General features: G+C 62.4%; 22 protein-coding genes and 2 tRNA genes. 7 read left to right on the top strand and 17 right to left on the bottom strand.

Annotated elements, in window-relative coordinates; all coding sequences use genetic code 11:
- Positions 1–149: 149 nt before the first annotated feature.
- From LB571_RS14100 to LB571_RS14090, 3 genes are all read right to left on the bottom strand, one after another.
- Positions 150–3,590, bottom strand: coding sequence for an SPOR domain-containing protein (locus tag LB571_RS14100; RefSeq protein ID WP_224595200.1), 3,441 nt, complete (start codon positions 3,588–3,590; stop codon positions 150–152).
- 103 nt (positions 3,591–3,693) lie between these two features.
- Positions 3,694–5,451: an arginine--tRNA ligase gene (gene argS / locus LB571_RS14095; RefSeq protein WP_140616070.1), complete on the bottom strand. Its 1,758-nt coding sequence runs from the start codon at positions 5,449–5,451 to the stop codon at positions 3,694–3,696.
- A gap of 60 nt (positions 5,452–5,511) precedes the next feature.
- Entirely contained in the window at positions 5,512–6,726 is a 1,215-nt protein-coding gene (locus tag LB571_RS14090) for a deoxyguanosinetriphosphate triphosphohydrolase (protein ID WP_140616068.1), read from the bottom strand.
- A gap of 76 nt (positions 6,727–6,802) precedes the next feature.
- Between LB571_RS14090 and erpA the strand changes: the two genes are divergently transcribed.
- From erpA to LB571_RS14070, 4 genes are read left to right on the top strand one after another with little or no spacing between them, the layout of a single operon-like run.
- Positions 6,803–7,150 carry an iron-sulfur cluster insertion protein ErpA gene (gene erpA / locus LB571_RS14085; protein WP_140616066.1) on the top strand — a complete coding sequence of 116 codons (348 nt, stop codon included), beginning with the start codon at positions 6,803–6,805 and terminating at the stop codon, positions 7,148–7,150.
- A gap of 7 nt (positions 7,151–7,157) precedes the next feature.
- Entirely contained in the window at positions 7,158–7,550 is a 393-nt protein-coding gene (locus LB571_RS14080; protein ID WP_224595197.1) for a VOC family protein, read from the top strand.
- Positions 7,551–7,557: 7 nt separating this feature from the next.
- On the top strand, positions 7,558–8,412 hold the full coding sequence (xth, locus tag LB571_RS14075; RefSeq protein WP_224595194.1) for an exodeoxyribonuclease III: 855 nt from the start codon (positions 7,558–7,560) through the stop codon (positions 8,410–8,412).
- On the top strand, positions 8,391–8,708 hold the full coding sequence (locus LB571_RS14070) for a hypothetical protein (RefSeq protein WP_015317523.1): 318 nt from the start codon (positions 8,391–8,393) through the stop codon (positions 8,706–8,708). Before xth ends, LB571_RS14070 begins: the two co-directional genes overlap by 22 nt.
- A 23-nt stretch (positions 8,709–8,731) precedes the next feature.
- Here LB571_RS14070 and LB571_RS14065 read toward each other — a convergent pair whose 3' ends face one another.
- The 8 genes from LB571_RS14065 to LB571_RS14030 form a co-directional block, all read right to left on the bottom strand.
- Positions 8,732–9,580: a tetratricopeptide repeat protein gene (locus LB571_RS14065; protein WP_140616060.1), complete on the bottom strand. Its 849-nt coding sequence runs from the start codon at positions 9,578–9,580 to the stop codon at positions 8,732–8,734.
- Positions 9,567–11,291, bottom strand: a complete 1,725-nt coding sequence (gene ilvD / locus LB571_RS14060; RefSeq protein ID WP_140616058.1) for a dihydroxy-acid dehydratase — start codon at positions 11,289–11,291, stop codon at positions 9,567–9,569. Before ilvD ends, LB571_RS14065 begins: the two co-directional genes overlap by 14 nt.
- Positions 11,292–11,581: 290 nt before the next feature.
- The gene (locus LB571_RS14055; RefSeq protein WP_224595191.1) at positions 11,582–12,823 is read right to left on the bottom strand and encodes an OmpP1/FadL family transporter; all 1,242 of its coding nucleotides are present in this window, start codon (positions 12,821–12,823) and stop codon (positions 11,582–11,584) included.
- A gap of 359 nt (positions 12,824–13,182) precedes the next feature.
- Positions 13,183–15,966 carry a valine--tRNA ligase gene (locus LB571_RS14050; RefSeq protein WP_224595187.1) on the bottom strand — a complete coding sequence of 928 codons (2,784 nt, stop codon included), beginning with the start codon at positions 15,964–15,966 and terminating at the stop codon, positions 13,183–13,185.
- A 315-nt stretch (positions 15,967–16,281) separates the two neighbouring features.
- A complete protein-coding gene (locus LB571_RS14045) occupies positions 16,282–17,106 on the bottom strand; it encodes a PopZ family protein (RefSeq protein WP_224595181.1) in 825 nt (274 codons plus the stop codon).
- A gap of 253 nt (positions 17,107–17,359) precedes the next feature.
- Complete coding sequence (locus LB571_RS14040; protein ID WP_015317517.1) at positions 17,360–18,745, bottom strand: TolC family outer membrane protein; 1,386 nt, start codon at positions 18,743–18,745, stop codon at positions 17,360–17,362.
- A 180-nt stretch (positions 18,746–18,925) separates the two neighbouring features.
- On the bottom strand, positions 18,926–19,594 hold the full coding sequence (locus LB571_RS14035) for a protein-L-isoaspartate O-methyltransferase family protein (RefSeq protein ID WP_224595179.1): 669 nt from the start codon (positions 19,592–19,594) through the stop codon (positions 18,926–18,928).
- A 90-nt stretch (positions 19,595–19,684) separates the two neighbouring features.
- Positions 19,685–19,758: transfer RNA gene (locus LB571_RS14030), tRNA-Cys, on the bottom strand.
- Between the two features lie 217 nt (positions 19,759–19,975).
- Between LB571_RS14030 and LB571_RS14025 the strand changes: the two genes are divergently transcribed.
- A complete protein-coding gene (locus LB571_RS14025) occupies positions 19,976–20,227 on the top strand; it encodes a hypothetical protein (protein ID WP_224595177.1) in 252 nt (83 codons plus the stop codon).
- 47 nt (positions 20,228–20,274) lie between these two features.
- Here LB571_RS14025 and LB571_RS14020 read toward each other — a convergent pair whose 3' ends face one another.
- The gene (locus LB571_RS14020; RefSeq protein WP_140723737.1) at positions 20,275–20,535 is read right to left on the bottom strand and encodes a hypothetical protein; all 261 of its coding nucleotides are present in this window, start codon (positions 20,533–20,535) and stop codon (positions 20,275–20,277) included.
- A gap of 222 nt (positions 20,536–20,757) precedes the next feature.
- On the opposite strand from LB571_RS14020, the gene LB571_RS14015 reads away from it, so the two are divergent.
- Positions 20,758–20,832, top strand: a tRNA-Asn gene (locus LB571_RS14015).
- 140 nt (positions 20,833–20,972) lie between these two features.
- Here the strand turns inward: LB571_RS14015 and LB571_RS14010 are convergent.
- From LB571_RS14010 to LB571_RS14000, 3 genes are all read right to left on the bottom strand, one after another.
- Positions 20,973–21,272, bottom strand: a complete 300-nt coding sequence (locus tag LB571_RS14010; protein WP_224595217.1) for a DUF982 domain-containing protein — start codon at positions 21,270–21,272, stop codon at positions 20,973–20,975.
- Between the two features lie 43 nt (positions 21,273–21,315).
- Complete coding sequence (locus LB571_RS14005; protein ID WP_140616047.1) at positions 21,316–21,768, bottom strand: hypothetical protein; 453 nt, start codon at positions 21,766–21,768, stop codon at positions 21,316–21,318.
- A gap of 68 nt (positions 21,769–21,836) precedes the next feature.
- Complete coding sequence (locus LB571_RS14000) at positions 21,837–22,325, bottom strand: Hsp20 family protein (protein ID WP_140616045.1); 489 nt, start codon at positions 22,323–22,325, stop codon at positions 21,837–21,839.
- A 340-nt stretch (positions 22,326–22,665) separates the two neighbouring features.
- On the opposite strand from LB571_RS14000, the gene LB571_RS13995 reads away from it, so the two are divergent.
- Positions 22,666–23,097 (top strand): cupin domain-containing protein, encoded by a 432-nt coding sequence (locus tag LB571_RS13995; RefSeq protein ID WP_015317510.1) that lies wholly within the window; start codon positions 22,666–22,668, stop codon positions 23,095–23,097.
- A gap of 95 nt (positions 23,098–23,192) precedes the next feature.
- Here the strand turns inward: LB571_RS13995 and LB571_RS13990 are convergent, their stop codons facing one another.
- Positions 23,193–23,648: a carboxymuconolactone decarboxylase family protein gene (locus LB571_RS13990; protein ID WP_015317509.1), complete on the bottom strand. Its 456-nt coding sequence runs from the start codon at positions 23,646–23,648 to the stop codon at positions 23,193–23,195.
- A 102-nt stretch (positions 23,649–23,750) separates the two neighbouring features.
- The gene (locus LB571_RS13985) at positions 23,751–24,209 is read right to left on the bottom strand and encodes an SRPBCC family protein (RefSeq protein ID WP_224595175.1); all 459 of its coding nucleotides are present in this window, start codon (positions 24,207–24,209) and stop codon (positions 23,751–23,753) included.
- Positions 24,210–24,374: the final 165 nt, after the last annotated feature.

Here is a 24,374-nt window from a genome sequence, read left to right as displayed (position 1 = left end):
GCCTTCGGCCGCCCCGACTTTGAGAGATTGGATCGACGTCTAGAGCATGATGCCGAAAAGTGTGAAACGGTTTTCGGACGACATGCTCTATCTCTTGATTTAGAGACGGATTCAGATTTCAGGTCGACTCGACCTGAAATCATCCGGCTCTAGCGCGATACGAAGCAGTTGCCGCCCGCGGTCTTGTAGCTGGTGCACAAATTGATCGCATCGTTGCGCGACTGAGCCGGAACGCGCACGCGGTAGAACGTGCCCTTGCCGGCGATCTCGGCCTTGACGATGTTGGCCGTGCGGCCGGAGAGCACGCTGCCGTAGCGGCGCTGCAGGTCCTGGTAGGTCGACTGGGCACTCTCTACCGTCGGCTGAGAAGCGATCTGCATCGACCACGAACCGCTGCCGGTCGCGGTCGAGGCGGGATCGATGGAAGCGACCTGATCTGGCTTGACCTCGCCGACCACGTCGACCGGCTGGTCGGACGGACGCTGCGGCGCGATCGCAACCTTGGCCGGCGTGTTGGCCGACTGCGCCTTGGCTTCAGCCTTGGCAGGCTTGGCCGCGGGCTTCAGAGCCGGCTCATCGTCGGCCTGCGCGGCGGCGGGCGCCACGGTGCCAGTCTGGTCGGTGCCAGTCTGGCCGGCACCGGTCTGGGCGGTACCGGTCTGGTCGGCGCCAGTCTGGTCGGCGCCAGTCTGGTCGGCCCCGGTCTGGTCGGTATTGGCCTGCGCGGCAGGCGCCACATGCTGTGGTGCCGGATCGGTCGGCTCCGCCGCGGCGACCTGGGGTGCGGCCGGTGCCGGATCCTCACGCGCCACCAGCGAGCCGTCGGACTTGACCACCATGGTCCTGACCTTGCGCGGCGCAACGGCAACGACATCGTTGCTGGTGCCCTTGTCGGCTTCCTGCAGGACCTGCGCGATGCGATCCTCCGACTTCGGCGTGGGCGCCGCTATGTTGGCGGGGGCCGCACCAGCGGTCGAGACGTCGCCTGCGCCATCCGTGCCGGCGGCGGCGTTCTGGTCGGGAGAAAGATCGACGGCGCGGGCCGGGTCCTTCGCCTGCACGTCCACCGGCTCCTCGGCGTTGGTGACGAGCTTCTGCTGGACCGGCTCGGCCGGCTTCGCGCCCTTGACCACCGCGTCATAGACCTTGTTGTCCTGGTTCGGCACCACGGTGCCGCCCGGATTTTCCGGCTTGATCTTGATCGGTGAATTATCGGCCTTGACGATCACCGGAGCCTCACTGCCGCCCTTGCCGCCGAAAGACAGCGCAAAGGCGCCAAGGCCGCCCGCGACCGCCACGGCACCGACAATCGCCGCGATGAAGAGGCCGCGCCGGCCGGACGACCGGGCGGCTTCCCGCTCGCCGAGACCCGGAACCGACATCGCTTCGTCCAGTTCGGGATCGTAGTCGAGTTCATCGACGGTGAAATCGTCCGCCTGCGAGATCGGCTGGCTGCCGGGCAGATCATCGAAGCCTTCAGCAGCATCGGCATAGGTCGAGGCCGCCGCCGCGCGGGCAGGCATTTCCGCCGGCCGTGCCGCATAGGTCCGCGCTTCCGGCTGATAGGCCGGCCTGGATTCTTCGTATCCCGGATTGACCGCCTCATATTCCGGAGTGACCGCGTCATATCCCGGATTGGCCGCGCCGTATCCCGGATTGAACCCGGCATTGTAGGATTCATCCGCATAGGCGGCGCTGCTGGCAGAAGCAGGCGCGACCTCCACCGAATTCATTTCAGTCAGAAGGCTGGCGAATTCGGCGTCGAGATCGTCATAACCGGATGCTACCGGCTCATCGTCCTCGAAATGCAACTCTGGAATGTCGAGATCGTCGGCCAGCGCCACGACGCGCTCCGGCACATCGACCGTCTCGACATCGGGCATCTCTTCATAACGCGAGGACTGCTGCGCCTGCGGTGCCGATGGAGCCACGTAGGGAGCGGCTGCAACCGGCTCGGCCGGCCGGTAGGACGGCACGGCGGCCGTTTCCGGTGCTGCCGTCCAGGCCGCCATCGAGGCGGCAGGCTGCGCGGCAAATGCCGGCTGTTGGGGAACCGGTGTCACGCGGCTCCACGAACGGGCCGGCTCCGACGGCGCGGAGCGTTCCGCCAGCCAATCGAGCGAATCGGCTTGATCCTGCGGGGAAGCTGTTTCCTCACGCGGGTCGATACCCTCGGCCCGGGTGGCGTCGATGGCGCCATTGTCGAAATTGACCTCGCCCTGTTCAGCGGTCTCCGAGCCGAAATCATGGTCCTGAAGCTCGTCGAGCAGCAGGTCGTCGAGGTCGACGTCGGCGGCCTGGTCGGAACCGGACTGATGCACATCCTGGGACGCTGCTTCATCGAGATCCCAGTCGAGATCACCAACAAGATCGACAGGTTCCTCCGCGGCCTTTGCAGTCGAGACGAGTGGCGGCTGAACAGGCGCGGCGGCCGGCTGGGGCACGACCGGCTGAGCCATGGCCGGCTCCCTGGCCGACGGCAGCGTGCGCGCGGTCATGGCGCCAAGAAGCGCGTTCAACTCGTCTTCGAGGCTTCGTTCGTCCGTGATGGGCGCCTGCACTGGGGGCGCGATGGCTGCCGCCATCGGCTGCGCGGGAGCCGCGGCAATTTCGGCGGCTGGCTCTTCGGCGGGCTCGGCAAACGCCTCGTCCAAATCCAGGTCGAAAGCGTCATCCGAAATGGCTTCAGCGCCTGGAACCTCGTCCTTCGTGCCGATGACATCGGCAAGCAACTCATGTGCTCGCGGCTCCTCAAAAGCTTCTGGCTCATCGGCCTGAACGTCAAAATCCACGTCGACATCGGCCATGGCATCGTCGAACTGACCAACGAAATCCTCGCCGGAGATCGACTGGGTCTCATCCGCGGTGGCAGGCGCCGGCTCTGGATATTCGGCAGCAGCCACTTGGCGCTGATCCGCCGAATGGTCGTCGAGCATCAGCTCGTCCTCGAGCGAGATCGCAACGGCATCGTCGAATTCTTGATCGGAAGCCGGCTCGGCCGCTGCCGCCACTTCTGCAACCGGCGATTCAACGGCATACGGGGGCTCGGCGGCCTCGTCCCCGATATGGAAATCCCGGTCGAGGGAAGCTGCAAGCTCGTCTTCCATCGGCAGATCGTCGTCGAAGGCCGAAACGTCTTCGAGCGAGCTGGCCACGGTCTTGTCGAAATCGATGTCGACGGCAGGCTCGACGGACGGCACAGCTTCCGCGGCGCCGGCATGGCTGGCGGCCACCGTCCGGTCATCGAGCTCAGCCATGTCCAGGTGAAAATCGTCATCAAGCGACAGCGCGAGATCGTCATCCGACACATCGATTGCCACCGGCTCGAATGCCGGCTCATGAGCCTCGACAAGCGGGGCGGCGACGCTATCGGCAGCGTCGAATTCGCCCATCAGTTCCTTCTCGAGATCGATGTCGAAATCGCCCTCTCCCGCAGCCTGATCGGCGACCTTGGCTTTCGGCTCGGCCGGCGCCTGCGGCTTGACCGGCTGGCGGGGGTCGAATCCCATGATCCTGGTCAGCTCCGCGAACGGATCATCGGCGGCGATGTCGTTGTTGTCGGCTACTCTCAGCTGGGTTCTGTCTGCCATTATTGTTCCCGAACTCGCACTCATTCGGACGCCATGGACGTCGCGCAGGGTTGGCCCTTACCAGCGCAATGTGGGCAAAAGGTGACAGGTTTTTTAGTCAAACCTAACGCATTTCGGTGGGCGCGGCGGCCCCGATCAACGTCAGGCCGGACGTCAGAACATCCGAAACAGCCTGCACCAGCCCTAGTCTGGCATGCGTCAATTGTCGGTCGTTAACCTTAACAAAACGTAAGTCCGGATTATCCGTACCCCGGTTCCAGTGTCCATGGAAACTGGAAGCCAGATCATAAAGATAAAATGCCAGCCGATGCGGCTCGAGCGCAAGAGCGGCGGACTCGATCAGGCGCGGATATTCCGCAAGCTTCCTGATCAAGCCGATTTCCCCTTCGTCGGTCAACGACGTTGACGCTGCCGCCAGGCTGTTGCGGTCGAAATTCGCCTCGCCCAATTGTTCGCTCGCCTGCCGGAACACCGAATGGCAGCGCGCCGAGGCATACTGCACGTAAAACACCGGATTGTCCTTGGACTGTTCGGTCACCTTGGCGAAGTCGAAATCGAGCGGCGCATCGTTCTTGCGATAAAGCATCATGAAGCGGATCGGATCGCGTCCGACTTCTTCCACCACCTCGCGCAGCGTCACGAAGTCACCGGACCGCTTCGACATCCGCACCGGCTCGCCATCGCGAAACAGCTTCACGAGATTGCACAGCAGAACGGTGAGCTTGACGTCGTCGCCGGCAATGGCCCGCGCCAGGGCTTCCAGGCGCTTGACGTAGCCGCCATGGTCGGCGCCGAGAACATAGATCAGGTCGACGAAGCCGCGGTCGACCTTGTCCTTGAGATAAGCTACGTCGGCCGCGAAATAGGTGAACGAGCCGTCGGACTTGACCAGCGCCCGATCCATGTCGTCGCCGACGGCGGTCGACCGGAACAGCGTCTGTTCGCGGTCTTCCCAGTCGTCCGGCTTCTCGCCCTTGGGCGGCGGCAGCTTGCCCTTGTAGATATGGCCCTTCAGCGTCAGGTCGTTGATCGCCGAGCGGATCTTCCTGGCATTGTCGGCATGCAGCGTGCGTTCGGAGAAGAACACGTCGTGATGCACGTTGAGCAGTGCAAGGTCCTCGCGGATCATCACCATCATCGCATCTATGGTGCGATCCTTGACGATGGCCAATGCCTCGTCATCAGGCATCTGCAGCAAGGAACGGCCAAACTCCCTGACCAGAGCCTCGCCGACGGAGACCAGATAGTCGCCGGGATAAAGTCCTGCCGGAATCTCACCAATATCGTCGCCAAGCGCCTCGCGATAGCGCAACATCGCCGAGCGCCCGAGCACGTCGATCTGCGACCCGGCGTCGTTGATTACATATTCCTTGGTCACGTCGTAACCGGCGAACGCCATCAGGTTGGCGAGCGCATCCCCGACGACGGCGCCCCGGCAATGGCCGACATGCATCGGCCCGGTCGGATTGGCCGAGACATATTCGACATTGGTTTTGCGGCCGGCGCCGATCGTCGAGCGGCCGTAGTTGGGACCCTCGCCCAAAAGCGCCGACAGATGCGCCTGCCAGAAACCGTCCTGGAGCCTGAGATTGACGAAGCCGGGACCGGCGACCTCGGCGGCGGCGACATCCTGGTCGGCCCGCAGGGCGTCCGCCAATCTCTCGGCCAGCGCGCGCGGGTTCTGTCCGGTTGGCTTGGCCAGCACCATCGCCGCATTGGTCGCGAGATCGCCATGGCTGGCGTCGCGCGGCGGCTCGACGGCGATGCGCGACAGATCAGGCGAAACGCCGTCCTGGTCCTTCAGGTCTAGCGCTTCGACAGCCTTTGTGACTCGCGCGGTGAAATCGGCGAAGATGTTCATGGTGTATGCTCGGTGGCTTTATGACGAATCCGGCCCTTTGGCCGGCAAATCGAGCCCGCCCTAGCTCAAATCCGGGGTGCGGTCAAACAAACGCCTGTGTTCCTTGAGCGCGTAGGTGTCGGTCATGCCGGCCAGGAAATCGGCGACGCTGCGCGCTTTAATGCGATCCTCGGCGCGGTCCAGCCCTTCGCGCCAGCCGTCCGGCATGGCGCGCGGGTCGGCAAAATAGACGTCGAACAGGTCCCGGACGATCTGCTCGGCGTCCGCACGCACCCGCATGACCTCCTCGTGCCGGTAGAGGTGCTTGTAGAGGAAGGCCTTCAGTTCCTTCTCGGCTTCCGCCATCTCGATCGAAAATGTTACCATCGTTTCGCCCGCCGCCCTGACCGCGTCAGCGCTCAGCGGCCTGATCCGCTCCAGATTGGCGGTGGTCGACTTGATCACATCCTCGACCATGGCCGTGATCTGGCGCCGCATCAATTCGTGGCCGGTGCGCACGTCATCAAGCCTGGGATAGCGCTCGCGCACAGCTTTCAGGATCGTTCCAGGCAGCGAAACGGCCTTCAGCATGTCAAGCGCCAGCAGCCCTGACCTCAGCCCATCATCGATATCATGCGTGTTGTAGGCAATGTCGTCGGCAATCGCCGCGCACTGCGCTTCGATGCCGGCGAACCGGTCGAGCTCGAGATCCTGTAGTTGCGAGTAGTCGCGGATCGCCTGCGGTACCGGCCCTTTCAGGCCCTGGCCGCTACTGTCGGTGAGCGGACCATTGTGCTTGACCAGGCCTTCCAGCGTCTCCCAGCTCAAATTGAGCCCGTCGAATTCAGCGTAGCGCGCCTCCAGCCTGGTCACGATGCGCAGCGATTGTGCGTTGTGGTCGAAGCCGCCCCACGCCGCCATCTTTTCATTCAGCGCGTCCTCGCCCGTGTGGCCAAAAGGCGTGTGGCCGAAATCATGCACCAGCGCCACCGCTTCGGCGAGATCCTCGTCGCCGCGCAGCGCCCGCGCCAAGGCACGTGCGATCTGCGCCACCTCGATCGAATGGGTCAGCCTTGTGCGGTAGTGGTCGCCTTCGTGCGCGATGAAGACCTGCGTCTTGTGCTTAAGCCGCCGAAACGCCGTCGAATGGATGATCCGGTCGCGGTCACGCTGGAACGGCGTGCGGGTCGGACTTTCCACCTCGTCGAACAGCCGGCCGCGCGAACGTGCGGGATCCGTGGCGTAGGCCGCGCGCGGCCGATAGCCAAAACCGATGTCGCCAAGCTCATTTGTCATGGCTGATGCTGCCGCAGTTGACTTGCCCCGTCGCGCTTCATACCTATCATGTGAAACCGAAAGCAAGGTGACGCCCATGGGCGCGGATGCCAAGACTGCCATGAAAGTCGATATGACCGAGGCCGCGGCCAAGCGGATCGCCAGGATTGTTTCGGCCGAAGCCGGCAAGACGGCGCTGCGTGTGTCCGTCGAAGGTGGCGGCTGCTCCGGCTTTTCCTACAAATTCGATCTGGTCGACACACGCAATGACGACGACGTCGCCATCGAGAAGGATGGCGCCACGGTGCTGATCGACGATCTGTCGCTGGTCTATATGGGTGGCTCGGTGATCGATTTCGTCGACGATCTGATGGGACAGTCGTTCCAGATCAGGAACCCGAATGCGGTCGCCTCCTGCGGCTGCGGCACCAGCTTCTCCATCTAGGACCGAGATGCCCGCTACTGGCGCGGTTCGTCAGGTTGCGCTCTCCGCCGGTCGCGACCTCGACGCGACGCTGGTCTTTTGGCGCGACGTCCTCGGCATGAGCATTCATGCCCGCTACGATCCGCCCGGCATCGCCTTCATCATGGCAGGCGATGTCAGGCTGCTGTTCACCGACGGCATCCCGGCCGGCACCCTCTATCTCGACATGTCAGGCCTCGAAGCCTTCCACGCCGAGGCCAAGGCAGCCGGCATTCCCTTCACCGCGCCGCCGGCGCTCGTCCATCGCGACACCGAGGGCCAGTTCGGCCCGGCGGGGGAAAGCGAATGGATGGCCTTTATAAAGGACCCGGCAGGCAATACGATCGGACTCGTTGAACGCCGTCCACCGCAGCAACAATGAGACCGTCATGAAAATCGTCACCTGGAACATCAACGGCGTGCGCGCCCGCATCGGCAACCTGACCCATTGGCTGACCGAGAGCGCGCCCGACATCGTCTGCCTGCAGGAGATCAAGACGGTCGACGAGCAGTTCCCGCGCGCCGAGATCGAGGCGCTTGGCTATAATGTCGAAACCCATGGCCAGAAGGGCTTCAACGGTGTCGCCCTGCTGTCGAAGCTTCCTTTCGACGAGGTCATCAGGGGCCTGCCGGGCGACGACATCGACGAGCAGGCCCGTTTCATCGAGGGTGTTTTTTCCACCGACAAGGGCGCGCTTCGTGTCGCCTCGCTCTATCTGCCCAACGGCAACCCGATCGATGACGAGAAGAAGTTCCCCTACAAGCTGTCGTGGATGGCGCGGCTGGAGCGGTGGGCGCAGGAGCGCCTGAGGCTGGAAGAGGCGCTGGTGCTGGCCGGCGACTACAATGTCATCCCCGAGCCCATCGACGCGCGGTTTCCGGAGAACTGGCTGGGCGACGCGCTGTTCCAGCCGCGGACGCGGCAGGCCTTCCGCCGGCTGCTGAACCTCGGCTTCACCGAAGCGGTGCGCGCGGTCACCGATGCGCCTGATACCTACACGTTCTGGGATTATCAGGCCGGCGCCTGGCAGAAGAACAACGGCATCCGCATCGACCATCTGCTGTTGTCGCCGGAAGCCGCAAACCGGTTCTCATCGGCTTCGATCGAAAAACATGTGCGCGCCTGGGAAAAACCGTCCGATCACGTCCCGGTAGCGATCAACCTCGCGCTGCAGCCGGCCGGATCATATCGCCACATTCCGACGCATGATGGGAGATCATCATGGCGGCCGGGGTTCCCATGACCATTCGATTTGCTCTTTGTCCGATCGGCTTGGCACTCGCCACGGCCGCGATCGTGCCGGCCTTCGCCGCGCAGGAATGTCTTGCCAATGGAAAATCCTATCCGGTCGGCCAGGTCGCCTGCCTGACGGTCGCCGATCAGAGTCATTTGGCTCGCTGCGACATGGTGCTCAACAACACATCGTGGACAAAGGTCGGCGATAGCTGCCCCGCAAACACGATGGCGCCGCACCTGCACGTCACGCCGATCTCCACACCCGCGCCAAGCATGGTGCCGACCGAACCAACCGAAAACTGATTTTCTGGTTCCTCGAAAGAACCTTACTGATCGACGTTGCTGCCCTTGGTCAGGATATCGTCGGCCAGTGAGATCGCGGTGCGACGGTCGGCTTCGCCGGCAGCGGCGAAGGCCTCTTCCTGCATGCCGCGAATCCAGGGCTGATCGGCCGGGGAAGCACGCTCGAGGGCCGCTGTCATCATCGCCAGACCGCGCACGACCTTGCCGCTCTGGAACAACAGATGGCCAAGCGTCGCCTGCGCGCCGGCATGGCCCTTCTCGGCGGCGAGTTGGAACCAGCGCCCGGCCTGCTTGACGCTGGCTTTCACGCCGCCTTCGCCCTTCAGGAACATCTGCCCCATCTCGAACTGGGCGTTCGGATTGCGGTAATTGGCGGCGGCGCGCATGTAATATTCCTGCGCCGCCACCTCGTTCTCGCTGACCGGGCTGCCGGGAATGCCCTTGCGCAGATAGTCGCCCAGCGCCACCAGCGCGTCGGAGACGTAGCTTTCTTCCGGAGAGCCGGGCTCGACGTCCTGATCGACGATCTCCGAGAAGAACTTGAATGCCTCATAATCGTCGCGGGCCACGCCGTCGCCTTCGGCATACATGCGCGCAAGTTTCCAGGTGGCGCCGATCTGGCCGTTTTCGGCGGCGTATTTATAGGCCTCGGCCGCCTGTTCCTTGTGGCCGTTCTTGTAGGCGGAGAAGCCGAACTGGAACACCGCCCAGGGACTCGACTGCGGCTTCACGCCGGTCTTGTCGTCGAACACCTTGTCGTCGAAAGCCATGGCCTGGCCCACGGCGCCAAAGATCGCAACCGCGACCAGTGCCGGAAGGACAGATGACCTCAGCAACTCTGGTGTTGACTTCAACAACTCAGATATCCGCATAGCAGTGTGTTTCTTTCGCACCGCCCGGATGGGTGACCGCGCCATCCCTGGCGGACCCTACCGTCTGTGCGTATTTCCATATCGCGCCCGACTGATAGTCGGTCGTACGTGCCTTCCATGTCTTCGCCCGAGCCGCCAGCTCGCTATCGGACAGCGCCACCTCGATCGTGCCCTTCACCGCGTCGATCGTGATCACGTCGCCATCCCTGACGAGACCGATCGGACCACCAACCGCAGCTTCCGGCCCGACATGGCCGATGCAGAAGCCGCGTGTCGCGCCCGAGAAGCGACCGTCCGTGATCAGTGCCACCTTGCCGCCCATGCCCTGGCCGTAGAGTGCCGCCGTCGTCGACAGCATCTCGCGCATGCCAGGACCGCCGCGCGGTCCCTCATAGCGGATGACCAGAACCTCGCCTTCCCGGTAGTTGCGATGCGTCACCGCTTCGAAACATTCCTCTTCCGAATCGAAGCAGCGCGCCGGGCCGGAGAATTTCAACTCCGCCATGCCCGCGACCTTCACGATCGCGCCTTCGGGGGCAAGGTTTCCCTTCAAGCCCACGACACCGCCGGTTTGGGTAATAGGTCTGTCGGCCGGGCGGACCACATCCTGGTGTTCATTCCAGGCAACGTGCTCCATATTTTCGGCCAAAGTGCGGCCAGTGACCGTCAGGCAATCGCCATGCAGATAGCCATGGTCGAGCAGCGTCTTCATCAGCAGCGGAATGCCGCCAGCCTCGAACATGTCCTTGGCGACATATTTGCCGCCCGGCTTGAGATCGGCGATGTAAGGCGTCTTCTCGAAGATGCGCGCCACGTCGAACAGGTCGAATTTCAGTCCGGCCTCATGCGCGATCGCCGGCAGGTGCAGTGCCGCATTGGTCGAGCCACCGGTGGCCGAGACCACGGTCGCCGCGTTTTCCAGCGCCTTCAGCGTGACGATGTCGCGCGGGCGGATGTTTTTGGCGATGAGCTCCATGATTTTTTCGCCGGAAGCGAAATTGAAGCGGTCGCGCATTTCGTAGGGCGCGGGCGCGCCGCAGGAATAGGGTAGCGCGAGGCCGATCGCCTCCGCGACGGTGGCCATCGTGTTGGCGGTGAACTGGGCGCCGCAGGAGCCGGCCGAGGGACAGGCGGCCTGCTCGATTTCGAGCAGCTCGGCATCGCCGATCGTGCCGACCGAGTGCTGCCCGACAGCCTCGAACACATCCTGCACGGTGATTTGGCGGCCGCGATAGCTGCCGGGCAGGATCGAGCCGCCATAGATGAAAATCGACGGCACATTGAGCCGCACCATGGCCATCATCATGCCGGGCAGCGACTTGTCGCAGCCGGCGAGACCGACCAGCGCGTCGTAGCAATGGCCGCGCATGGTGAGCTCGACCGAATCGGCGATGACCTCGCGCGACACCAGCGACGACTTCATGCCCTGGTGGCCCATGGCGATGCCGTCGGTGACGGTGATGGTGCAGAATTCGCGCGGCGTGCCGTTGGCGGCGGCCACGCCCTTCTTGACCACCTGCGCCTGGCGCATCAGCGAAATGTTGCAGGGTGCCGCTTCGTTCCAGCAGGAGGCGACGCCGACCAGCGGCTGCGCGATCTCGGCCGCCGAGAGGCCCATAGCATAGAGATAGGACCGGTGCGGCGCACGCGCCGGACCGACAGTCACATGGCGGCTAGGGAGCTTAGCCTTTGAGATGACCTTGGCGTCCATTCTCTTCCTTGCCGCGGGCGGTGCGGCCCGCCCCATCGCCGAGCCTTTTGGCGCGTGTCCCGAGACAAGATCGAGGTGCGCCGGGTTTATGGCGGGAAATGGGCAATTTCCTCGACCTGACTTCCAGCGCAGGGGTTGTTCAGGAAGTGTTGCCAAAACGTCACAATTGGACGAGGCGGCCCCAGTGGGGATTATATGCAACGAAGCTTGAATGATGGGCGTATCGGCGATGCCGGTGCCAACAAAAAAGGCCGGGCAATGCCCCGGCCTTCCATTGTAATTTCAAAAGCTTAGAACTTGATCTTGAGGCCGCCAGAAAGCGCCGTGACCAGATCGTTACCGAAGTCGTAGCTGGCATCGGTACCGGCCACGTACCCGTTTTCATCGGTAAGCGTACCGGAGTGGCCGCTGGTCAGCACGCCAATCGCGCCAGCCAGACGAAGTTCGATATTGGGGCGGGGCGTGTAAGCGACGCCGCCACCCAATGTCCAGGTGTCAGTCTGTGAGCCGTAGCCATGTGAGGTACCGCGATCCCAGGTAAGCTGGCCGGCGGCGCTCCATTGATCGTTGAATTTGTGACCGATGCCGCCCGAAACGGTCCAGCCGTCACGATACATCAGATCGAGAGAAGTCCACCTGACCGGCTGCGGAGAGGTCGTTGTACAAGCAGCAATCCCTCTCGTGGCCTGCGAGCAGATCGGAATGCTCTGTAAAACACTCCAGTTGACCCACTTGATCGAGCCGAAGGCAAGCCAGTCAGGAGCGATGCCCGACTGTAGCTTAAATTCCACGGAATCCGGCATCGAAGCTTCACCGTAGATCGGAATAATCGGACCACCGACATGAGTCAGATCAAGGGTGCCCGCAATGTTATCCAGCCTCACCTGGGAATTATAGACGAGGCTAGCCCGCAACGCGATCTCAGGAATTTCGTAGGCCAGCCCCGCTCGCCAGCCCCAACCGCTGCTCGTCAGGTCGACGCGACCGGTACCGGAGAAATTCGGCAGAAACGGCGTCACAAGGTCTTCCTTGAAACCATAGACTTCCTGGTAAAACACACCGCCAATGAAGCGGACTTGGCCCTTGCCAGCATCCATTTTATAGGAGCAGGTGCCCGCGTAATTGTTGCTTTTGATTTCAGTTTCCATGTTGGACTGCGCGCCAACCCATTGGCCAGGGGCCGTGTGCGCCCCCCAAGGCTGCGAGTAGTCGAACATGCAGTCGACCCCCGGCACGACCTGGGCCTTAACGCCGATGCGCGGCACCCAGTAATTCTCGCTATCGTTGGCAGTGGTCGAGCCTACGACGGTACCGTTGAGCGGATCCGTATCCTTTGCGTTCTTGAGCTTGCGATCCGGCATCACATAGGTCGTTTCCGCTTCCGTTGCGAACGGCGCCGGATCGAACAGAAGATCGATATCATATCCGCCACGCTCAATGCCGCCGGCATGCGCCGAACTCATCGCCGCACCCACCAAAGCCAGCGAAAAGCATCCTGCTCCCAGCAGTGCTTTCAGACGCGAATTGTTCATGGATGTCCTCCCCGAATAACTAGTGCATCAAGCTAGAACCAATTCAGGTTAACGGTGCAACAACGAATTGATGGGCGTACATGTACATGTTCCCGCAACGTATTTTGGACAAAATGCGAGCGGATGCCGCGGCGCCAAAAAAGGGCCTTTGGCGAGGTTTGCCTTTCCCAAAAAAGGAAAAAAACGGCCAGAAAGGCCCAAAAAAAGCCGATTTAAGGGGTCTTCGGCCCCATTGTTACATTATGGCAACAATGGGGCAAAAACTTCCGTTTACGTCAACATTAACGCAACGGAATGCCGATTTTCGAGGCAAAAGACTACCCATTTTAGAGGGTGCTAAAGTCTCGCGAATCTGCCTTTCAGCCGGCGTCACGAACCCTGGTCAACGCCACCGAAAGCTTGTCCTGCGCGGCGCGATATTCGACGAGCTTTTCCCGCTCGCCTTCGACGATCTCGGCCGGCGCGCTGGCGACGAACTTCTCGTTCGACAGTTTCTTGTGCAGGCGCGCGATTTCCTCGGTGACCTTGGCCAGTTCCTTCTGCAGCCGCGCGGCCTCCGCGGCGAGGTCGATCAGGCTGCCCAGCGGCAGGCAGATCGTCGCCTCGTTGAGCACGATCTGTGCCGACCCCTTGGGTGCCGCATCGGCGAGCGAGATGTCGCCGACACGCGCCAGCCGTTTGATCGCTGACTCCTCGCGAACCAGCCGCTCGCGCGTCACATCGTTGGCGCCGACGACCACCAGTGGTGCAATGGCTGCCGGCGGCACGTTCATCTCCGAGCGCACCGAGCGGATGCCGGAGACGAGATCGACCAGCCAGTTGATGTCGCCAGCCGCTTCATGGTCCTCGAAATCCGGCGACGGCCATGCGGCATGGCACAGCAGCGAGCCCCGCTCCCTGCCCTCGCCCGCCGTCTGCGCCCAGAGCTCCTCGGTCATGAACGGCATCATCGGATGCAGGAGCTTGTAGATCTCGTCGAGCACGAAGGCGACGCAGGCGCGGCTTTCGGCCTTGGCGGCCTCGTCCGAGCCCATGAACACCGGCTTCAACAGTTCCAGATACCAGTCGCAGAACAGGTTCCAGACGAAGCGGTAGGCGGCTCCAGCCGCCTCGTTGAAGCGATACGAGGTGATGCCGTCGGTGACCTCGCGCGCGGCGCGTGTCAGTTCGGTCAGGATCCAGCGGTTGACCGCCAGCTTGGCGTCGTTCAGCCAGAAATCGTCATTGCGCGCGACTTCGTTCATCTCGGCGAAACGCGTCGCGTTCCACAGCTTGGTGCCGAAATTGCGGTAGCCGGCGATACGCGCCGGATCGAGCTTAACATCGCGCCCTTGGGCAGCCATCACCGTTAGGGTGAAACGCAGCGCATCGGCGCCATATTCGTCGATCAGGTCGAGCGGATCGATGACGTTGCCTTTCGACTTCGACATCTTGGCGCCGTTCTTGTCGCGCACCAGCGCATGCATATAAACGGTGTGGAACGGCTCCTCGCCCATGAAGTGGAGGCCCATCATCATCATGCGGGCGACCCAGAAGAAGATAAGATCGAAGCCGGTCACCAGCACGTCGGTCTGATAATAAGTCTTCAGCTCCGGCGTCTGCTCCGGCCAGCCCAGCGTCGAGAAAGGCCACAGCGCCGACGAGAACCAGGTGTCGAGCACATCCTCGTCGCGGGTCAGGATCTCGCCCGGCTTGAAGTTCTCGAGCTTGTCCTCGACCCAGGCCTTCCATGGCCCTTCCAGCGCCAGATAATATTCGATGGCGGCGCTCAGCGCCTCTTCCTCGGTCTTCTCGACGAAGACACGCCCATCTGGCCCGTACCAGGCCGGAATCTGGTGACCCCACCAGAGCTGGCGCGAAATACACCAGGGTTCGATATTCTCCATCCACTGGAAGTAGGTCTTGTCCCAGCTGTTGGGGATTATTTTGGTGCGCCCCTCGCGCACCGAGGCGATCGCCGGCTTGGCGAGTTCCGCCGCGTTGGCGTACCACTGCTCGGTCAGGAACGGTTCGATCGGCACGCCGCCGCGGTCGCCATGCGGCACCGCATGGCGGTGCGGCTCGACCTTGTCGAGGAAGCCGCCGGCCTCCATCAGCTCGACGATCTTCTTGCGCGCAACGAAACGGTCGAGGCCGTCGAGCTCGTCCCAGACGGCCTGGCGCTCCGGCGTCACCTCGACGCCGGCGAGGAAGTCCTCATTATCCCTGAGCTTGATGGCCGCTTCGACGGTCAGGATGTTGATCGCCGGCAGCTTGTGGCGCTTGCCGACCTCGAAGTCGTTGAAATCATGCGCCGGCGTGATCTTGACCGCTCCGGACCCCTTTTCCGGATCGGAATACTCGTCGGCCACGACAGGGATCTTGCGCCCGACGATCGGCAGGACGACATTCTTGCCGACGAGATGCCGGAACCGGTCGTCCTCTGGATTCACCGCGACAGCCGTGTCGCCCAGCATTGTCTCGGGACGAGTCGTCGCCACGATAACGAAGGTTTTTGGATTCTCGGGATCGAACGTCACGCCTTCGACCGGATAGCGGAAATGCCAGAGGTTGCCGTTGACCTCCTGCTGCTCGACCTCGAGATCGGAGATCGCGGTCAACAGTTTCGGGTCCCAGTTCACAAGGCGCTTGTCCTTGTAGATCAGCCCTTCCTTGTAGAGCGTGACGAAGACTTCGAGCACGGCCTTGGAGAGGCCCTCGTCCATGGTGAAGCGTTCGCGCGACCAGTCGGCGGAAGCGCCGAGACGTTTCAGCTGGTTGAAGATCGCGCCGCCCGATTCGGCCTTCCACTCCCACACTTTCTCGATGAATTCCTCGCGGGTGAGATCGCGGCGGTGGATCTGCTTTTCCATCAGCTGCCGCTCGACCACCATCTGCGTGGCGATGCCGGCATGGTCCATGCCGGGCTGCCACAAGACGTTCTTGCCACGCATGCGCTCGAAGCGGACCAGAATGTCCTGCAGCGTGTTGTTGAGCGCATGGCCCATATGCAGCGAGCCGGTGACGTTGGGCGGCGGAATGACGATGATGAAGGCCTCGGCCCCCTCCTCCGCCCCAGCGCCGGCGCGAAACGCGTCGGCTTCCTCCCACACCTTGGCGATCTTCGGCTCGACGGTTTTTGCGTCGTAGGTCTTTTCAAGCATGGGAAAACGGTCCGCGCTGTCGGGAATTTTGCTGGTTCGGTGTAAATCGGAAGGTCTTGGCCAAGTCAACCGCGAGGGATGTCCTGAGGCTTCACAAGCAGATAGGCGTCGGCCTATTCATTTCAACGGACGGGCCGTGGGCGTCTTGACGCCAATGGATCGCTGGACCCAGACCCCGGGGCTCGCGCACCTTCATTGTCAGCGACTCCGACGGCAACCTGCTCGCCTTCGCCAGTTCGGCAACCAGTGACTGATCCAACCACAACGAGAAACGCCGCCTCGGCGGCGGCGTTTCTCGGGATGCTAGCCTGGACGTTATTGCGCTCCGCGTGCCACGCGCTCGATCTCTTCGCGCACCAGCCTTTCGACCAGCGTCGGCAGATTGTTGTCCAGCCAATCCTGCAGCATCGGACGCAGCATTTCTTCGGCCATCTCGTCGAATGTCTTCTTGCTGCGGCTGGCAAAGGCGTCGGACAGTTCGCCGAAGGCGGCCGCGACCTGGCGGCCGGTATGTTCGGAAAGAATCGCGGGACGCACCGCCGGCGTTTCGTTCGCCGCCGCGTGCGCCTCAGCCGTACCCGTTGGAGCATCGCTTGAAGGAGCCCGGTCGATCGCAGGTTCCGCCACCACTGGTTTGCTTGCCGAAACCTCCGGCTCTGCCGCTGGCTTGCGGACGCTCCGGTCCGGCATCGCCTTGGCTTGCTCGCCAACCGCCGCGATCTCGCGCCGCCAATCGGCGACGATGGCTTCACTTGTCGCAACCTCCGCGGGAGCCGCTGGCGCGTCGGCGGCAGGCTCGGCGGCAACCCGGGCGCTGACCTCGGCCAGGGTCATCGGCGTCCTGCCCGGAGCCGGATCGGCACGCGGCGGCGCATCCATGCGCGCAATCGCCGGCTGCGCCTGGATTGTTTCGGTCACAGCGACCGGCTTCCTGACCTCGGGAGCGGCATGCAATTCGGCGCGAAACGCATCGATGTCGGCGGCTGCCACAGCGCTCGGTGGCGGCTCCAGGTCCTGCTGCAATTCGTCGGCCTCGCCGGGCTGCTTGCGGCCATTGTCGCTGTCTTCGATGATCCTCCTGATGGAAGCCAGTATCTCTTCCATGGAAGGTTCGCGCTGTGCGCTGCTTGCCGTTGCCATCGTCACATCCGCCGCCCTTGTGACCCGTTGCAGATTTTCCGCTCCGGCAAAAGCCGGATTCGAATCATGGCGACAGCGTAACCGACGGATCGCCGCACGAGAATCCCCAATCTGGGGACATGTGGGATTTCAACAGATTAGAGCAAATCCGCCAAAGCCGTGTGACGGTCCCGTCAGCTACCGACCAAGGGAGAACGATGGTCCAACGGTGTCGATCGAATCCTAGCCAGAAAACGCCGATCGAGCGAACGGCCTAGCGGCCGTCCGGCGTGCGCAGGCCGATCCACTTGTCCTTGACGGCATTATAGTGCTCTTCGGGCCTGTACTTCGTCACCTGCAGCGCAAGCCGGTCGACAGACAGGCGGCCAATCGCCTGAAGGATGGCATAGCTCGCCACGACAACGTCGTGTTCGGAATTGGCCTGGTTAATCTTGGCGGTAATCACGGTGGCCTGCGCATTGAGTACGTCAAGCGTGGTGCGCTGGCCGACATTGCGTTCCTCAATGACGCCGTTCAGCGCCAATTGTGCGGCGTCGATAACCTGCCTGTTGGCGGATACGCTTTGCTGCGCGGCGGTGTATTGCGACCATGCGGTGGCGATGGCCTGGCGCACCTGGTCGCGGGTAACGTCGACCTGGATGCGTGCTTGCCCCAGCGATTCCTTGTTCTGCCGCACGACCGCCGACGTCCGGCCGCCGGAGTAGATTGGAATGGTCAGCGTCGCGCCGATATTGGCCGAGGTCGAATTGCCGTTGGAACCGGTGATGTCGGGAATGGACTTGCGGTAATCTTCCGAAACGCCGGCCGAAGCCGACAGCTGCGGCAACAGCGCGCCTTCAGCCGATTTGACTGAAAACGCTGCGGCGTCGACCAGATGCTGAGTGGCAAGGATGGCCGGGTGTTCGGCCGAGCCGACGGCGATCGCCGCGTCGAGGCTCGACGGCAGCAACCGGCCCAATGGCGAAGCGGGCCTGAGCTTGCCAGGCTCGTCGCCGACGACCTGGTGATAGGTCGCAGCGCTGGCCAGCGCCTGTGCGCGGGCCGCGCTCAGCGATGCCACCGCGGACGCTCGTGAGGCATCGGCCTGCGCGACATCGGTGCGCGTGCCTTCGCCGACTTCGAAGCGCGAGCGCGCGGCGCGCGCCTGCTCGCTCAGGAACTGCAGGTTCTGCTCGGTCAGCACCGCGATCTGCCGGTCGCGAATCACGTCCATATAGGCCATGGCCGCGTTGAACAGCGTGTTTTCCTCGGTATTGCGCAGGCTTTCCACCGACGCCTTGACCTGGGATTCGGCGGCCGCGACATTATTCCTCGTCTGAAACCCGTCGAACAGCGATTGATTGATCTGAATGCCGTAGCTGCCGCTTGTCAGTTTCGAACTGCCGCCGCCATTTGCCCGGCGCGTGTTCGTATAGTCGATGTTGGCTGAACCTGTAACCGTCGGCCGCCAGCCCGACTTGGCGATGGCCACACTCTCGTCGGTGACACGCACGCCGGCGCGCGATGCATTCAGCGTGGAATTGTACTGATAGGCTTTTGAAAGCGCGCCGGTGATGGTTTCAGCCGAAGCAGCCAGTGGGGATAGCGCGGTCGCCGAAACAAGGACGGCGGTGAAAAGTGACTTGCGTACTGACGGCACGGTGTATCCCTCATTCGTTTTCCATGGGAACCGCGCCGCGCCGGCTTCTCCTTCCAGAGCAGGCGGCGTGGCGTGTTTATGTTCCCTGTCGCTCAGCCCAAAGTGCCCCCAGTCTGGGATCAGCAACGATCGTTCAAATGCAAGCGACCATGACAAGGTCTTTGCTGCAAGGCAAATCATTCAGAATTCGAAAGCATGCTCACGTTCGAACCCGGGTAGTGGCTTAATTGCCGCATTAAACGCCCTTCTCCCGCTTACAACCCCCCCGGCTTTGACAAAAAGTCGCGCCACGCCTGAATTGCCCTGGCCTTCGACCGCCACCAGGCGGCCGCCTTCGGCGAGCTGGTCGAGCAGCGCCGACGGCACTTTACTGACACTGCCGCCGATGAAGATGACCTCGTAAGGCGCCTTCGCGGCATGGCCTTGCGCCAGGGCGCCCTGAACCACGGTCACATTGCCGCAGCCAAGCCCGGACAGGGTCGACGCGGCGGTTTGCGCCAGTGCCGAATCGCTTTCGAGCGCCACGACGGATCTCGCCAGGCGCGACAGGATGGCCGAGGCATAACCGGTGCCGCAACCGACATCGAGCGCCGAGTCGGTCGGGTTGATCTCGGCCAGTTGCATCAGCTTGGCCAGTGGCGAAGCTTCCATCAGGTAACGCGGGCCATCGGCGCTGTCGGCGATGCGGATGTCCTCGTCGATATAGGCCAGATCGCGCTGGCGATCGCCGACGAAGACCTCGCGCGGCACCGAAAGCATCGCGTCGAGCAGCGGCGCGCTGGTCACGTCGGTGGTGCGAACCTGACCATCGACCATCTTGACGCGAAGTTCGGAAAAATCAGCGCTCATGCTCCAACCAATCTGCTTGCCGCGCCAGAATCGCGGTTCATTTCGACCGGAACTTCAGGCTCCGGCGCTGACGCGCTGGAGCCCGGGTATTGGAGGCCTCGCCCGGAATCGAACCGGGGTGCAAGGATTTGCAGTCCTCTGCGTAACCACTCCGCCACGAGGCCTCATTGCTCCCGGCGTTCCACCCGGTTCCAATAGGTTGCGGCGAAAATGCCGTCAAGCGGCCACACGCATTCCAAAACGGTTTCCTTGCGCCGGCTCCGCGCCCTGTTAGATCGCCGTCGGAGCCGCCCACTCACATTGGCAATCCGTTAAGCATGGCAAATGATCGAGCGAAACTCCGCGCACCGGCTTGCGTTGAGAAACAGGGAGGACTGCATCATGGCCCTGGCCAAACCGAAGGACGAAACGCACGAAACCGAAAGCGTGCCGCTGCTGGGATGCGAGGAATTGGTGCGCTATGCCATCGACTGCCTGAGAATAGAAGGCACCGGCAGGCTTTCACCCCGCGACCGGGCGCGCCTGGCCTCGGCTTCAGCCGTCCTGAAGGAGATCAGCGAAGATCTGAAAGCAGGCCAGCAACCGGCTTCAGAGGAATCCGGCACCGACACGGAGAGACGGCGCGACGATTGATTCTCGTTGAAGGCGACCGCCGTGCGACATGCATCGGTACCGGCCGCTCAATTCGGCCGGCGTCGCCGCTCCCACCAGACGACCAGGCGGCGCCGGTGGCGGCGCACCATGGCAATTTCGTAGGAGAGCACCAGCAATCCGAGCGGCACCATCCAGAAGCCGAGGATCGGCAAGAACCCGAGAATGCCGCCAAGGGTCAATAGCACGCCGATCGTGATTCTGAGGCCGCGCGACCGCGGCATGGTGAATTCACGCCCGAACACCGAGATCTTTCTTGCGGGTATCGGGTTTTCGTCCGCTGCCGTCATCGTGAAGAACCGCCTGTGTTAGGGCTCGGCAATCTCATTTTACGAAAGCCGCGACCGCCCTTTCGGTTCCGCGCTCGTCGCCAAGACGGCTAATATGAGGGTGGGCAAGGCCGATTGCGAGAAACGCCTGAGCGAAAAAGTCTCGGAAAAATGCGAAATGCTTCTTTGCAAAGCCGAAACGGGTTTGCTATAGGCTGCGCCACTTGCTCAAAGAGCCTCCGTTCCCCGGTAGCTCAGTGGTAGAGCAACCGGCTGTTAACCGGTTGGTCGCTGGTTCGAATCCGGCCCGGGGAGCCAATTTCTCAAAAGACCTCTCTGCCTGCCATCGTCGGCACCACGCGACATAGTGGGTTCGCCGTGGCTGTGACCCGTCCTGCTAACCCGTATGGGACTGCGGGCAGCGACACCTCTAGGCAGTGCCGCTGCCGTTGTCGCAGCTAGGCGGCCACCCCACCGCGGCCAGATTTGGTGCCGCTCATCCAAGGCACCGGAGCAAGCGGCTCCTGCAGCATCTTGACGGATCTCGCGAACCCAGCGACGGCATCGCGCGCGACCGAGAGTGGTATCTGGCCATCGTAAGCACGCTGGCAAGCCCGGAAGGCCGTTTCGAAAATCGGGCCTCGACGCTCCCGCGGCCACTCATCCAGGAAATCGAATGCATCCTCAAGGCTTCCTATTTCTTGGATGAACTGGCCATCCTTGACCAGCACCGGTCGATCGAACGTCCTGTCGCCCATATAGTCCTCCATTCGGTTGAGGGTGTTCGTTTGCTTCAGCTTTTCACGCGACGGCATGCTCAGGCTCCGCGAACATGCCGCCATCCCCACACCTGGGTGGGACACCGGCATATGCCGGAACCGGCGGCGGATCATCGTCGTCGTCATCTCGCCAGGGGTACCGCAGCCAGTTGCGCCTGGTTTTGTTGCGACGCTGGTCTGAGGACGGACTGCGATCAAACGGTGCCCTGGCCGTCGGCTTGCGCGCAATCTCGTCCAGGGTGTGGAGCGCACGAAGAATCTCGCTGACCTGCGCCATCGCACCGTTGTCCAATTGACGCAGGGTTGGATTGTCAGGAACCGCATGGGCGTCCGAGGCCCAGAAGGCGAGCAAAGCCCTCTTCTCGCCGATCGTCATGTTCTCGTTCAGGACGTCCTCGGGCGTACGCAGCGCAGCGAATTCCGCTGCGTAATCCGTCGGTTTGGATTCATGAAAACTGTAAGCTTGGGATCTCATCTCCGTTCTCCGCGATCTGTGCCTCCCGGCCGAGCCGGGAGGCGGACCACAGACTGAGGTTTCCTGTATCAGGCCACCTTGCGTTGCGGCTCGGCATCCACATCTATGGACTGCTTGTTGCCGCCATCCTGAAGCGGAACCGCTGCGGCGTTGGAACCGATCTCGATGCGCCGGGGCTTGAGTTCCTCGGGCACTTCGCGGACCAGGTCCACCGACAGCAGGCCATTATGAATATTGGCCGCCTTGACCTTGACGTGGTCTGCAAGTTTGAACACCTGCTTGAAGTTACCTATCGCCAGGCCCCGGTGGAGGATCTCCCGATGTTGCTGATCGGGCTTTCTCTGTCCGATGACGGACAATTCAGGGCCGTTCTGCACAAGTTCCACTTCGTCGAGACCGAAGCCGGCGACGGCCATCGTGATACGATAGTCGTTGTCGCCATTCTTCTCGATGTTGTAGGGCGGCCAGTCGGAGCGCACGCTGTTTTCGAGCATGTCGAAGAGCCGGTCGAAGCCGACCGTGGTGCGGTAAAGAGGCGAATAATCAAAGCTTCTCATAGCCATATCCTCCGTGAAGCAACATGGTTTACGGGTCGCCGCAGCGTCGCCGCGACGCAGTATGTCGAGCCGAAGCCTCGACGGAAAACGATCTGGGAATCATGATTTTTTTGTTCAAGAGGTCGCCCGAAATTTTTTTGAAGCAGCACCATGGCCGTTCATGACCGGGCATGCATCAGACCTTGCAGGACAGCCTTCCGGTTGGAAGCGGGTGAGGAACATGGCCCGGGTGGTGGATCAACCGCCCGTGCAAATGCACGCCAGGTTCGGCCTCTGGTCACGAGCGGCCTTGCACGCTGCCGCCGCCGCGCGATAGATGCGTCGGTCAAGGGAGGACATCATGCGGAAAATCCTGGCATCGGTATTGCTGCTCACGGCAGCATCGTTCGCGACCGGCGCTCATGCGCTGGACAGCAGCGGAACCCCAGTCGTCGTGACGCCACTCGCATCACGTACCACCACTGCATCCGGGCAGCCGATCACGCTGCCGCGGAAGAACGTGCAGGTGCTGGTCTCGACCTATGACATCGCGCCCGGCGCGACCTTGCCGGTCCATCGCCATCCCTTCCCGCGCTACGCCTATGTCCAGGCCGGAACGCTGAAGGTCACGAATGTCGAAACCGGCAACAGCAACACCTACAAGACTGGCGATTTCATCATCGAAATGATCGGGCAGTGGCACCAGGCCACCAACATTGGCGACGGGCCGGTCAAGCTCCTGGTGATCGATCAGGTCGAGGAAGGCGCCAAGAATACCGAATTGCGACAGTAGCCACCAGGTTGCATAGGTGCTCCCGGCGGGGCGGGAAGGCAATGCGCCGCCCGCCCCTCGCCTCGTGGACCCAGCCCCCCATGTGAACCCGGCGCTCAGCCCCAGGCGCCAACCGGCTGCCGGGTCGTCGCGTTCAGCCTATTGAAGGCGTTGATCAGGGCGATCTGGATGACCAGTGCGGCAAGGGCCTTCTCGTCATAATGCCGGGCCGCCTCCTCCCAGATATCGTCCGGCACCGCGTCCGGTCGGTCGGCGAGCCTTGTGCCGGCTTCTGCCAGCGCCAATGCCGCGCGTTCGGCGTCGGTGAAATAAGGCGTTTCCCTCCAGGCAGCGAGGGCAAAGATGCGCTCTTCCTTCTCGCCGGCTTTCTTGAGCTCGCGCGCGTGCATGTCGACGCAGACGCTGCAGCTGTTGATCTGACTGGCGCGCAGATGCACGAGCTTGCGTGTCACATAGGGCAGGTCCGCTGCCTCGGTCGACTTGTCCAGCGCCAGAAACGCCTGCAGGGCGCCTGGGATGAGCATCACCGGGCTCTTGATTCTCGCTTGCATGTGTCTTCTCCTTTTGAACTGTTCTCCGGGCGTGCTTTCCCGGCCCGGACGCCTCGCATCCAGGGTTTCGACTTGATGGAACTGTTAGCTGCCTGCCGGGTGTCAGGCCTGTTTTGAGGTAACCTGTTCGAGCCGTTCGAGAATGCGCGGCCAGCCGCTTCCCATGCCGATATAGCCACGCTCGTCGGCGGGCCGAAATCCCGACTGCTCCATTCGCACCCGGGTCGCCATCCCCTCGGGTGTCAGTAACCACGTCACCACGGTTTTCAACCCGCTGTCCGATTCCGTCCCATCGCCCCAGCTATAAGCCAGCAGCCGCGGCGCCTCGACTTTCAGCACCATGCAGTTCGTCACCCCGGACCACCCGGGAACTGGTGTCGCACGGAATGTGAAGCGATGCCCCTCTTGGGCAGCGAAATCATTCTGCATGAGCCATTCGCCGACGAGTGCCGGCACGGTCAGTGCTCGCCATATCTTTTCCGCCGAATATGGAATCAGCCTTTCGACGACGATCGATTTGGTTTCCGTGCCTTGCTCCTCTCGTTGCTGTCGTGGTGCCACGCGCAAAATCATAACCCATCAGCTATGTATAACCCATAACCCTGCAGTTATGTGACTGTCAAGAATGGAATCTGCCGTCTGGTCCAAGTGGCGGCGTAGCGTTCACGCTTCCGCGCCAGGCGCCCGGGTGCTAGGGCTTGCGCAACACCATGGATTGGATCGCCC

Origin of the sequence: Mesorhizobium sp. BR1-1-4, assembly GCF_020165375.1 — a bacterium.
Classification (GTDB): domain Bacteria; phylum Pseudomonadota; class Alphaproteobacteria; order Rhizobiales; family Rhizobiaceae; genus Mesorhizobium; species Mesorhizobium australicum.
Note: the sequence above shows the minus strand (reverse complement) of the source record. Positions and strands in the feature narration are given on the sequence as shown.

Coding starts and splice junctions, on each gene's coding strand:
- LB571_RS14065 (WP_140616060.1), bottom strand. CDS start 9,580: ATGCGGATATCTGAGTTGTTGAAGTCAACACCAGAGTTGCTGAGGTCA.
- LB571_RS14055 (WP_224595191.1), bottom strand. CDS start 12,823: ATGAACAATTCGCGTCTGAAAGCACTGCTGGGAGCAGGATGCTTTTCG.
- ilvD (WP_140616058.1), bottom strand. CDS start 11,291: ATGGACGCCAAGGTCATCTCAAAGGCTAAGCTCCCTAGCCGCCATGTG.
- LB571_RS14025 (WP_224595177.1), top strand. CDS start 19,976: ATGGCCCTGGCCAAACCGAAGGACGAAACGCACGAAACCGAAAGCGTG.
- erpA (WP_140616066.1), top strand. CDS start 6,803: ATGGGCGCGGATGCCAAGACTGCCATGAAAGTCGATATGACCGAGGCC.
- LB571_RS14070 (WP_015317523.1), top strand. CDS start 8,391: ATGGCGGCCGGGGTTCCCATGACCATTCGATTTGCTCTTTGTCCGATC.
- LB571_RS14005 (WP_140616047.1), bottom strand. CDS start 21,768: ATGAGATCCCAAGCTTACAGTTTTCATGAATCCAAACCGACGGATTAC.
- LB571_RS14010 (WP_224595217.1), bottom strand. CDS start 21,272: ATGGGCGACAGGACGTTCGATCGACCGGTGCTGGTCAAGGATGGCCAG.
- LB571_RS14100 (WP_224595200.1), bottom strand. CDS start 3,590: ATGGCAGACAGAACCCAGCTGAGAGTAGCCGACAACAACGACATCGCC.
- LB571_RS14020 (WP_140723737.1), bottom strand. CDS start 20,535: ATGACGGCAGCGGACGAAAACCCGATACCCGCAAGAAAGATCTCGGTG.
- LB571_RS14045 (WP_224595181.1), bottom strand. CDS start 17,106: ATGGCAACGGCAAGCAGCGCACAGCGCGAACCTTCCATGGAAGAGATA.
- xth (WP_224595194.1), top strand. CDS start 7,558: ATGAAAATCGTCACCTGGAACATCAACGGCGTGCGCGCCCGCATCGGC.
- argS (WP_140616070.1), bottom strand. CDS start 5,451: ATGAACATCTTCGCCGATTTCACCGCGCGAGTCACAAAGGCTGTCGAA.
- LB571_RS14035 (WP_224595179.1), bottom strand. CDS start 19,594: ATGAGCGCTGATTTTTCCGAACTTCGCGTCAAGATGGTCGATGGTCAG.
- LB571_RS13990 (WP_015317509.1), bottom strand. CDS start 23,648: ATGCAAGCGAGAATCAAGAGCCCGGTGATGCTCATCCCAGGCGCCCTG.
- LB571_RS13995 (WP_015317510.1), top strand. CDS start 22,666: ATGCGGAAAATCCTGGCATCGGTATTGCTGCTCACGGCAGCATCGTTC.
- LB571_RS14090 (WP_140616068.1), bottom strand. CDS start 6,726: ATGACAAATGAGCTTGGCGACATCGGTTTTGGCTATCGGCCGCGCGCG.
- LB571_RS14080 (WP_224595197.1), top strand. CDS start 7,158: ATGCCCGCTACTGGCGCGGTTCGTCAGGTTGCGCTCTCCGCCGGTCGC.
- LB571_RS14050 (WP_224595187.1), bottom strand. CDS start 15,966: ATGCTTGAAAAGACCTACGACGCAAAAACCGTCGAGCCGAAGATCGCC.
- LB571_RS14000 (WP_140616045.1), bottom strand. CDS start 22,325: ATGAGAAGCTTTGATTATTCGCCTCTTTACCGCACCACGGTCGGCTTC.